Source organism: Spirosoma daeguense (assembly GCF_054776875.1).
Window position 1 is genome coordinate 190,352 of record NZ_BAAHBF010000007.1, and the last position, 10,955, is coordinate 201,306.

Annotated in this window: 10 protein-coding genes; 6 read left to right on the forward strand and 4 right to left on the reverse strand. The window is 45.1% G+C overall.

Features of this window, described 5'->3' with window-relative positions; all coding sequences use genetic code 11:
• Positions 1-90: 90 nt before the first annotated feature.
• Together ACYVD4_RS22465 and ACYVD4_RS22470 are read left to right on the forward strand one after the other, a co-directional pair.
• Positions 91-3,498, forward strand: a complete 3,408-nt coding sequence (locus tag ACYVD4_RS22465; protein ID WP_460949569.1) for a VCBS repeat-containing protein — start codon at positions 91-93, stop codon at positions 3,496-3,498.
• On the forward strand, positions 3,495-4,808 hold the full coding sequence (locus ACYVD4_RS22470; protein WP_460949571.1) for a vanadium-dependent haloperoxidase: 1,314 nt from the start codon (positions 3,495-3,497) through the stop codon (positions 4,806-4,808). Before ACYVD4_RS22465 ends, ACYVD4_RS22470 begins: the two co-directional genes overlap by 4 nt.
• A gap of 21 nt (positions 4,809-4,829) precedes the next feature.
• Here ACYVD4_RS22470 and ACYVD4_RS22475 read toward each other — a convergent pair whose 3' ends face one another.
• The 3 genes from ACYVD4_RS22475 to galK all read right to left on the reverse strand — a co-directional run bounded on the left by ACYVD4_RS22475 (position 4,830) and on the right by galK (position 7,516).
• The gene (locus ACYVD4_RS22475; RefSeq protein ID WP_460949573.1) at positions 4,830-5,507 is read right to left on the reverse strand and encodes a cell division ATP-binding protein FtsE; all 678 of its coding nucleotides are present in this window, start codon (positions 5,505-5,507) and stop codon (positions 4,830-4,832) included.
• A gap of 82 nt (positions 5,508-5,589) precedes the next feature.
• The gene (gene fsa / locus ACYVD4_RS22480; RefSeq protein WP_460949575.1) at positions 5,590-6,249 is read right to left on the reverse strand and encodes a fructose-6-phosphate aldolase; all 660 of its coding nucleotides are present in this window, start codon (positions 6,247-6,249) and stop codon (positions 5,590-5,592) included.
• A 97-nt stretch (positions 6,250-6,346) separates the two neighbouring features.
• Positions 6,347-7,516: a galactokinase gene (gene galK / locus ACYVD4_RS22485; protein ID WP_460949576.1), complete on the reverse strand. Its 1,170-nt coding sequence runs from the start codon at positions 7,514-7,516 to the stop codon at positions 6,347-6,349.
• Positions 7,517-7,850: 334 nt separating this feature from the next.
• Here galK and ACYVD4_RS22490 point away from each other — a divergent pair, with 334 nt between their 5' ends.
• The 3 genes from ACYVD4_RS22490 (at position 7,851) to ACYVD4_RS22500 (ending at position 9,819) form a co-directional block, all read left to right on the forward strand.
• Positions 7,851-8,570 carry a tetratricopeptide repeat protein gene (locus ACYVD4_RS22490; RefSeq protein WP_460949578.1) on the forward strand — a complete coding sequence of 240 codons (720 nt, stop codon included), beginning with the start codon at positions 7,851-7,853 and terminating at the stop codon, positions 8,568-8,570.
• Positions 8,571-8,632: 62 nt separating this feature from the next.
• Positions 8,633-8,983: a transmembrane 220 family protein gene (locus ACYVD4_RS22495; RefSeq protein WP_460949580.1), complete on the forward strand. Its 351-nt coding sequence runs from the start codon at positions 8,633-8,635 to the stop codon at positions 8,981-8,983.
• Complete coding sequence (locus tag ACYVD4_RS22500) at positions 8,980-9,819, forward strand: hydroxymethylglutaryl-CoA lyase (RefSeq protein WP_460949581.1); 840 nt, start codon at positions 8,980-8,982, stop codon at positions 9,817-9,819. Before ACYVD4_RS22495 ends, ACYVD4_RS22500 begins: the two co-directional genes overlap by 4 nt.
• 106 nt (positions 9,820-9,925) lie before the next feature.
• Here ACYVD4_RS22500 and ACYVD4_RS22505 read toward each other — a convergent pair whose 3' ends face one another.
• Positions 9,926-10,450: a DUF7935 family protein gene (locus tag ACYVD4_RS22505; RefSeq protein ID WP_460949583.1), complete on the reverse strand. Its 525-nt coding sequence runs from the start codon at positions 10,448-10,450 to the stop codon at positions 9,926-9,928.
• A gap of 132 nt (positions 10,451-10,582) precedes the next feature.
• On the opposite strand from ACYVD4_RS22505, the gene ACYVD4_RS22510 reads away from it, so the two are divergent.
• Positions 10,583-10,873: an iron-sulfur cluster assembly accessory protein gene (locus ACYVD4_RS22510; RefSeq protein ID WP_460949584.1), complete on the forward strand. Its 291-nt coding sequence runs from the start codon at positions 10,583-10,585 to the stop codon at positions 10,871-10,873.
• Positions 10,874-10,955 lie beyond the last annotated feature (82 nt).

Here is a 10,955-nt window from a genome sequence, read left to right on the forward strand (position 1 = left end):
ACCTGCAAAGGGCCTTACTTTTTTATTTATAATAGATATGCCGGAAGGTCCTATTCGTTTAAGAAAGTAAGACCATTACGTTGTCAACGAGTGAAATCGATTCAGTTTCTATGTGTTGTGATGCATCAGTTTTATAAAAATAATCTTCGTAGATTCTGTTTAATCTGGGCAGGTGCGTTTCTGCTCATATCGACAGCTTATGCGCAGTCGCCTTTGTTTCAATTACTCCCAGCCAGCCATACGAACGTAACATTTCGCAACGATATTGATGAGAATGAGCAGCTTAACGTATTAGCCTACGAGTATTTTTACAATGGTGGTGGTGTTGCTGTTGGTGATCTTAATAATGATGGTCTGCTCGATATTTTCTTTACAGCTAATCTGAAATCCAATAAGCTTTACCTCAATCAGGGTAAACTTTCGTTTAAAGATATTACCAAAGAAGCAGGTGCCGAACTGGCTGGCCGACCCGGCGGCTGGAAAACGGGCGTTAGCATGGCCGACGTCAATAATGATGGCCTTCTGGATATTTACGTTTGTTACTCTGGTAAGGTTGACGAAGCCAAACGTCGAAATCAACTATTTATCAATCAGGGGCCTACGGGTAAAAATGGACAGATTCATTTTGTCGATAAAGCCAAAGAATACGGTCTCGATGACCCCAGTTACAGCACACAGGCCACGTTTTTCGACTATGATAAAGACGGCGACCTCGACCTGTTACTCCTAAATCATAACGTCAAGAAATTTGACAATATGGAGCTAGCCCGGTTTCGGACGGAAACTGACCCACTGGCTGGTAACAAACTTTTTGAAAATCAGAATAATCACTTTGTCGACGTATCGAAAAAAGCGGGAATACATCAGTACCCGCTTACGTTTGGGCTGGGCGTAGCGGTAGCCGACATCAATCAGGATGGCTGGCCAGATATCTACGTAACAAATGATTATAACGAACCTGATTACCTATATATAAACCAGAAGAATGGCACTTTTCAGGACGTAACACAGCACAGTTTTCGGCATCTGCCCCAGTTCTCGATGGGTGTCGATATTGCTGATTTCAACAATGACGGTTTACCAGATGTGATGTCGCTCGATATGCTTCCGGAAGATAACCGTCGTCAGAAACTACTTCAACTTCAGGAAAACTACGAGTCTTTCGAACTCATGCAGCAGCAGGGTCTTCAACGACAGTACATGCGAAATATGCTGCAACTGAATCTGGGCATCGATAAATTTACTAACTCTCCTACCAATTCAGCAACTGCCATCACTGCTCCGCGCTTTGCCGAAATTGCCCAATTAGCTGGCGTTTCGAATACCGACTGGAGCTGGAGTCCATTACTGGCCGATTTCGACAACGACGGCTATAAAGATCTTTTCATTACCAACGGTTACCTGCGCGATTACACCAATAAAGATTTTCTACGCTACTGGGGTGACTACAAGATTAAAAAAGCCATTGATCGCGAGCCTGTTCAATTGATGGATTTGGTTCGGGCGATGCCATCGACCAAAATACCGAATTATATTTTCCGGAATAATCAGGATTTAACCTTCGCGAATAAGCAGCAGGAGTGGGGCTTTCAGACGCCCAGTATTTCCAGCGGGGCCGCTTTTGCCGATCTCGACAACGACGGAGATCTGGAATTGATTATCAACAACACGAACGAGCCAGCCTTCATCTACAAAAACCTAAGTCGCGAGCAATCGAAAAATAATTACTTGGCCGTAAAGCTTGTTCCTGCAAACGGTCATAAACAGGCATTGGGCGCACAGGTTACGTTGTATACAAACGGTAATCGGCAATATCTAGAGCTTAATACGGTACGTGGCTATTTATCGTCGCAGCCGCAAACGTTGCACTTTGGGTTGGGTAACGCTACGTTAGTCGATTCGATACGTATCAACTGGCCCGATCAGAGGCAGCAACTTCTTAAGAACGTAACAGTCAATCAACTGCTTGAAGTTAAACAGCCAGAAACGAACGTAGCAACTTTAGCGACTCCTGCGAACGTAGCATCTGTCTTCAAAAAAGTGGAGCCAATGCTGTCGTACGCACACGAAGGGCTGCACGAAAACGACTTCAAGCGGCAACCACTGATGCTCTGGATGTATTCGCATCCGGGGCCGGTGCTGGCCAAAGGCGACGTAAATAAAGACGGATTAGACGACGTTTTTGTCAGTGGTGATGCCAATAAACCGGGACAAGTTTGGCTACAGAAACCGGGTGGTACGTTTCAGAAAATTGATTCGTTAGCTATTGGCGATGAAAGCGTATCGTCGGTATCAGCGGCTGTTTTTTTCGACGCTAATGGCGATGGATACGATGATTTATACGTAGCAAAGGGTGGCTATTCGCAATTTGAAATCAACACTACGTCGTTGCAGGATGAGCTTTATCTGAACGATGGCAAAGGAAATCTGAAGTTATCGTTAACCAGTCTTCCTAATGTGAGCAGCAGCAGCAAATCGTGTGTGCGACCTTTTGATTACGATGGCGATGGCGATGTTGATTTGTTTGTTGGCGGACGTATTGTGCCGGGGCGATTTCCAGAACCAGCGGTTTCGTATTTGCTTCAGAATATAGGCAACGGTCAATTTAAACCCATGCCGATTCCATTTGCTCGTGCGGGTATGATTACCGATGCGCATTGGGCGGATTTAGATAATGACGGACGTGCCGATCTGGTTTTGTGTGGCGAGTTTATGCCCATCAAGGTCTATCTAAATACAAAAGACGGTTTTGTTGACCGAACAAAAGTTTATTTCCCAACCCCATCCTATGGCCTTTGGTCGTCATTGGCGATTGCCGATGTGAATGGCGATGGGCAGAAAGATATTATCGCCGGAAACATTGGCATCAATTCGCAACTGCATTTCTCCGATAAAGAACCGGCTGAGCTATACTATGCTGATTTCGACAATAATGGCTCTATTGATCCTTTTCTCAATTTTTATGTACAGGGACAGTCGTATCCATTTGTTAGCCGTGATGAGTTGAATGATCAGATTTACGCCATGCGCAAAAAGTTTGGCTTTTATAAAGATTACGCAAATGCCAATATACAGGTCGTCTTCCCTCCTGAAGAGTTATCTAAAGCACAAAAGCTCAGTGCTAACGAATGCCATACGGTGTGTTTTTTAGCTAAAAACGGTACGTTCGAGAAACAACTACTTCCAATGCAAGCTCAAGTTTCGCCCGTAATCGCCAGTCTGATACGTGACGTAAATAAAGACGGGCACCCCGACGTAGTACTGTTTGGTAACCGAAGCGATAATCGGCTGAAACTTGGTAGCATGGATGCTAATTACGGTTGTTTATTAGTAGGCGACGGAAAAGGTAACTTTCGCTACGTTACCCAGCCCGAATCTGGCCTCTGGGTATTGGGCGATGTGAAATCAGTTATTGAGATAAAGGCTGCTCAGGAAAAGTGTATGCTAATTGGGGCGTTTAATCAGCCGCTACAGGTATACGATATGCCAAAACCATGAGATACGTATTGATTTTTGTAGTGCTTTTCGTACATGCAGGTTGGGCTAAACCCAAACCTGATGTTAGTAAGCACCTGCAACCCACCATGTTTGCCGTTACGATGGTTATGATTCACGACGTAGTGAATCCGCCAGCGGCCACTCGTTTTTATACATACTGCTTGCTGGGAGCGCACGAAATCGTGGCACGTCACCAGACAGACATTGTTTCACCTTCGAAGCTGGTTAGCCATTTCAAACCGCTTGATGTGCTGGAAACAACACCCTACGATTATCAGGTTGCGGCTTTGCTTTGCATTTATGAAACCGGTCGTCTGATTTTACCATCGGGTCATATGCTGGAAGAAGAACAGCAAAAATTGCTCGTTAAGCTAAAAAAAGAAGGTTACAGCGACGCTACGTTGCAGAAAGCTACGGAGGTTGCACAGCACGTAGCAAAACAGATAATTCGGTATTCTGTAGATGATAATTACCGGAAACTAAGTGCCCGATTACGGTATCGGCCCACCAAAGGCGATGGCTATTGGTACCCAACGCCCCCGGCTTATATCGAAGCCATTGAACCTCACTGGCGCACCATCCGTCCGATGCTGATCGACTCGTGTGGCCAGTTTAAAGCACAAAAACCTGTTCCATTTAGTAAAGACAGCACCAGCGCGTTTTATAAGCTGACGTACGAAGTGTATCAGACAGGTAAAACCTTAACGGATCAACAGCGGGCTATTGCCTCTTATTGGGATTGTAATCCATTCGCTGTCAATACGTCGGGACACATGTCCATTGGATTCAAGAAAATTAGTCCCGGCGGTCACTGGATGAACATTGTCGGTATTACTACTGCGCAGGCAAAGTTCTCGTTCGATAAAGCTTTGATGGTTCATTCTGTTGCGGCTATGACGCTTATGGATGCTTTTATCTGTTGCTGGGATGAAAAATACCGCACGAATCGGATTCGGCCCGAAACGGTTATCAATCGCTATATCGATGTGCATTGGCAACCGCTTCTGCAAACGCCACCATTTCCTGAATATACAAGCGGACATAGTGTAATTTCGACTGCTGTTTCCGAAACGCTGACGTATTTACTAGGCGAAAACTTTGCCTTTACCGATAATACCGAAGTGATTTTTGAATTGCCCGAACGCTCGTTTAAATCGTTTCGACAAGCGGCTGAAGAAGCGTCTATTTCGCGATTATATGGCGGAATTCACTACCGCGATGCCATTGAGAATGGACAGGGTCAAGGTAAAGCAATTGCTACGTATATTATTACGCAATTAAAAAAAGCAGGCGTCAAACCTGCCTTATGAAAGACCAAGAATACGTAGTGATTAGCCGCGTAATTCAATGACCTGCCCTTCCTGACAGCGTAGCACCCGAGCCGGGTATTTATTCAGCAAATCGTAGTTGTGGGTAGCCATCAGCACAGCCGTTCCAGCATTGTTAATTGCCTGAAACACTTTCATGATCTGGTCTGATACGGCAGGGTCGAGATTGCCGGTTGGCTCATCGGCAATCAGAATCTGAGGCTCGTTGAGCATGGCCCTAGCAACAACCACGCGCTGTTGTTCGCCACCTGATAGCTGGTGGGGCATTTTCTTTTGTGCCGTTCCCAAACCCACCTGCATAAGCACATCTGCAATGCGGTTGTTCATGTCCTGTTTTTTCCAGCCGGTAGCTTTGAGTACAAACTTCAGATTGTCTTCAACCGTGCGGTCGAAAAACAATTGAAAGTCTTGAAAAACAATCCCAATTTTCCGCCGTAGCTGCGGAATGTCGCGAGGTTTTAAACCTTCCAGCGTGTATCCAGCTACACGACCCTGACCGCTCTGTAGCCAAAGGTCAGCGTATAATGTTTTGAGTAACGACGTCTTTCCACTTCCCGTTCGACCAATGAGATAGACAAACTCTCCCTTGTTGATTTGAAACGATACATCGCCTAAAATCAACTTGGTTCCCTGAAAAATATCAGCGTGGTTTAGGGTAAGAACGGGGTCAGAGGAAAACATGGATGGGTTAGTCGTTGGTAAGCAGTTGCTAGTCGTTTATAAACGTTAAATTTATAAACGACTAGCAATACGGCGCAGAAATTTATTTTTTAGCTGCTTTATCGTGATCGGCCAGGAATTTGGCTAATCCGCTATCGGTCAGCGGGTGGTTCAATAAAGCTTTAATCGCGCTCAATGGACCTGTCATAACATCAGCACCAATTTCAGCACATTGGATGATGTGCATTGGGTGACGTACTGAAGCAGCAAGTACTTCGGTTGTATAGCCGTAGTTAGTATAAATAGTAACGATTTGCTCAATCAGAGCTACACCATCCGTCGAAATATCGTCCAGACGACCGACAAATGGCGATACGTATGTGGCACCTGCCTTAGCCGCCAGTAATGCCTGACCTGCCGAGAATATCAGCGTGCAGTTGGTACGGATGCCTTTTTCGGAGAAGTATTTGATTGCTTTTATACCATCGGCAGTAATGGGCACTTTCACAACGATATTTTCGTCAAGTTCGGCCAATTCTTCACCTTCCTTAATCATCTCTTCAAACTTAACCGAGATAACCTCCGCGCTAACGTCGTTTTTTACGATATCACAGATTTGTTTATAATGGCGCATCACATTGTCTTTACCAGTGATGCCTTCTTTTGCCATTAGCGATGGATTGGTGGTTACACCATCGAGAATTCCCATTTCCTGGGCTTCACGAATCTCGGCCAGATTAGCCGTATCAATGAAAAATTTCATGATAAAAAATGTTAATTTATTGAGTCAATCTGTTGGTACGTAGTAACATGTACTTAATATAAGCGGCCACGCCCCAAATATACCCACTTCAGGCCTGTTACGTTAAGGGTAATGGCTCACTAATGAGATTTGTACCGTTCTGTATTTTACAAACGTGAATGTACGTATCTTTCCCGGTTCGTGCTTTGTATTGTTTCGTAATCAATTCTGTAAATGCATCCAGTACGTCTTCCCGAATCAGATTAATCGTACATCCACCAAAACCTCCACCCATCATTCGAGCGCCCAGTACACCCGGTTGCTGACGGGCAATATCGACCAGTACGTCGAGTTCAGGACAACTTACCTCATACATCTGACTTAAGCCTTCGTGAGAACCATACATCAGTTGTCCGAATGTCGTTACGTCGCCCGCTTCCAGTGCTGATACGCCTTTTTGCAAACGTTCGTTTTCCTGTACTACGTAGGCGCAGCGTCGATAAATGTGCGGGTCAGTGTCGCGCAGATGCTGGTCGAGCATGGGCATCGTTACATCGCGCAGACTCTCTATTTCCGGATAAAATGTCTGAAGGAACCGAACACCTGATTCGCATTCCGCCCGGCGAGTGTTGTATTCCGACGTAACGAGTGAATGTTTCACCCGCGAATCGCAGAGGACGATACTAATGCCCTCCATACGTAGTGGCGCGTAGGTATAGTCGAGTGAACGACAGTCGAGCTTAATCACATGGTTGGCTTTGCCCATCATGCTGGCAAACATATCCATAATCCCTACTTTAGCACCAACAAAGTCATTCTCGGCTCGTTGTGATAGACGGACCAAATCGATACGCTCTAACCCAAGGCTAAATAGTTGGTTCAACGCAAAACCAACCGCATTTTCGAGTGCAGCCGACGACGACAGACCTGAGCCCATCGGAATTGTACCCCCAAAAACACAGTTGAAACCACCTATGGCATACCCACCAAGTCGTAACTGAGCCACTACGCCTAATAGGTAATCGGCCCAGCTATGAGTAGGAGCGAGGTTATCTACAGTGCCCTTATACGTCTTATTGAGGTCGTATGCAATAAAATGAAACTCGTTGTCGGTGCGGGGACCTATAGCCAGATAAATGGCTTTATCGATGGCAGCGGGCAACACAAAACCGTTATTATAATCAGTATGTTCGCCAATAAGGTTTACGCGACCGGGAGAACAGATAAGGAGCGGTTCGGTATGAAATGAATCCCGAAAAGTATCGGATAGTTGGGTCAGTAGATTCATAGTGGGTTTAACGAATTTAGCGAGCCAAAGAGCTGCATAACTCACTAAATAAACGTAGCCAAACGAAGGAAACGGGAAGGGTAGAAACAAAAAATGGCAAACCAATGTCTCACCGCTACGACCACCTACCCTTGCTTCGGTCAAGACCTGGGGGATTCAGCAGGAGCTGGTAGCACCGATTTGCCGATGCAAAGTTACGCAATTCTTAATTAAACGACCAAATTTCAACCGTACCTTTGTGCAAAATCAATTTTGATTGATTGAGAGATGGAATAATTGAATGGGCTTACCAGACTTTATCATTCCATCTCTCAATCAGTTTATCATTCAAAAAATGAAGCGTTTAGTTATTATTTTTCATTGCACGTTATTTCTTGCTCTTGCCTGTAATTCGGCTAATTCGGATGTTGAACTTGGGCGAACATATTTAAAGGAAGGTAAATTTCGGGAAGCCATTCAAGTGTTAAACCGGGCCATTGAAGCTGATGACGATAATTCTGAAGCGTTCAATTCACGCGGAGTAGCGTATTTTGAATTAAAAGAATTTGCCAACGCTACGCTCGATTACGATCAGGCTATTAAGCTAAAACCTGACTTTTACCGGCCATACTACAATCGCGCTCTGCTGAAAGTCGCTCAAAATGATTTGGCCGGAGCACTGAAAGATTATTCCGATGCCATACGGTTCGCTCCTGATACGAGCAAGCGGATTAGTGCCGAGTTGTATCTGAATCGGGGGCAATTGTTTGCTACGCAAGGACAGATTCAGCCCGCAATTACCGATTTTTCGCAGGCTATTACATTAGATTCTCAAAATGCCATGGCTTTATACAACCGAGGGAATCTACGGTTTCAACAGAAAGACCTCGCTGGTGCTACGTCCGATTTTCAGCAAGCCGTTCAAGCCGACTCTAAGTTTGGTAAAGCTTTTTATGGTTTAGGAATCGCGCAGATGCTTCAGGATCAGCATGATCAGGGTTGTCTGAATCTGAAACAGGCACAAACACTAGGATATGCCGATGCTGCCAATGCTGTGGCACAATATTGTAAATGAGTCGTTTAGTCGATAGCTGTGTGGTGATTTATTGACTAACGACGATTGACCGACAATGTATTATGCGTAAAGTAATTGCTCTTGTTTCTGGATTGTTGTTTATTCTGTTTGCGGCCTTTCAGTATAACGATCCAGATCCGGAAGTTTGGATACCCATTTACGGTATGGCAGCGGTAGCCTGCTTTATGGCGTATGCGGGCGTGGGCCGCTGGTGGTTTTTTGCCGCAATGGCAGTCATATATGTTGTAGCTGCCGTAAATCAGTGGCCACCCGAATTTGAGGGTTTTTTATTCGGTGAAATGAAAATGCGTAGCCTGAATATCGAACTGGCTCGTGAGTCTGGAGGGCTTGCGATCTGTGCGCTGGTAATGGGTTGGTTAGCTTTTTTAACACGTAAAGCACTACGTCGATGAAGATTGTTGAATGTCCTCGTGATGCCATGCAGGGTTTGGGCCATTTTGTACCAACCGCGCTTAAAGTTCAGTATCTGAACGTATTGCTTAAGGTGGGATTCGATACGCTCGATTTCGGCAGTTTTGTATCGTCCAAAGCCATTCCACAAATGCGCGATACTGCCGATGTACTTGCTGGACTCGACGTATCGTCAAAGACTAAATTATTAGTTATTGTTGCGAATGTTCGGGGAGCTGAACAAGCTGCTACGTTTGACCAGATTCGTTACGTTGGTTTTCCGCTATCTGTGTCCGAAACCTTCCAGCAACGTAATACCAACAAGTCAATTGAACAGGCCTTGCAGGAAGTTGCGGTTATTCAGAATTTGTGCGTAGCAGTAAACAAAGAACTGGTTGTATACCTGTCGATGGGCTTTGGCAACCCATATGGCGATCCATACAGCCCTGAACTAGTACGCGATTTTACTGCGCGTCTGGCACAGATCGGAGTTGGCATTATTGCTCCTTCTGATACGGTTGGTACGTCGACACCAGAATCTATTGAAATGTTGTTTAAGCAGTTGATTGCTGAATTTCCTGCGATTGAGTTTGGTGCACATTTACACGCTCGGCCCGGAGAAGGTCCCGAAAAAGTACGAGCGGCAATACGAGCAGGTGTACAGCGAATTGATGGCGCGCTACGTGGTTTTGGTGGCTGTCCGATGGCGGCCGATAAACTTACGGGTAATCTTCCTACTGAAGAGATTATTCAGACGCTAGCTGAGCTAGGGAAATCGGTTACAATAAGTCCAGAAGCTTTAAAAAGAGCTATGACGTTGTCAGCTGCTGTGTTTTGATAGGTGAGAGCAGGGATTCGCATGGATTGCATGAGTTTTCTCGTTATTAATTTCTGAAGGCTACCCATGCCATCCTCATGCAAAGCACCTTGCAAGCCCATCATGTTCACATAAACATCGCCTGAATCTCTTCCTTTACGGCTTTGAGTGCATCGGCTGTAGGCTGTTTGTCTTTTTGAATGATACGTTCGAAAATACGCTTCGATAGGTCAAGCGCCGGAGCATCGGGGCGTGTGTCGCCCGAGGCTTGGTTAATCAAGGTCATTACGTCGTTCATAGCCGCCTGAATCTGATCCCAAACCGCCTGACTCATATACACTTGCTGTGATAAGTTGTGGTTGTATTCTTCCCGAATTTCCTGTAGAAGCCGTTGCTGAAGTTCAAGCACCGTAGTAGAGCTTCCTCCCAGACGTAGCAATAAATTATTAGGACTGATCCGCTCCAAAAACAACACCATTCGCTCGTAGGCCTGCAAACGAATTGGTACAACAGTTTCTGTGTAACGCCCTTGCACATCGTATCGATGGCGGTCAGCTTCACGCTCCAGTAGTAGTTTGACAGTCAGATACATACCGTATAATACCAAACCAGCCGGTACAATCAGTTTTAGGAAATCACTCACCAGGTCCATGCAGGAATAAATTTATTTAGCGGAAAAAAAGTAATTTTGATAAAGAAAAACGAGTTAGGTAAGCATCATCAGTTGTTATGATTGTCTGGCTCAGTATCACCCAGACAGAACCTGTAATCTCATTCAGAATGTATGTTAGTACTCGATAAACCTGTTTACGTTCGACCGGAAGCGCGCCAACAAATTCTGGACACATTGCAGGCTAACAAAATTCCTGGTGATTATGGTTTACGTGTTGGTGTTCGGGGAGGAGGCTGTGGTTCATCCTGGTTGTTAGGATTCGATCTGCCCGGCCCCACCGACGAAGTGTATAACGTTGAAGATGTACGAGTCATTATCGACCGGAAACATTTACTCTACGTATTAGGTGCTGAAATTGGTTACGAGACAGGCGGATACACTATTGAGAAGCCTGAAAAATAATCATTCATAATCATAAATAAAGTTACAATTTTACCGAAAATATTGGCTTACCCTAGAAATTTGGCATGATTTTAGGGTAGTA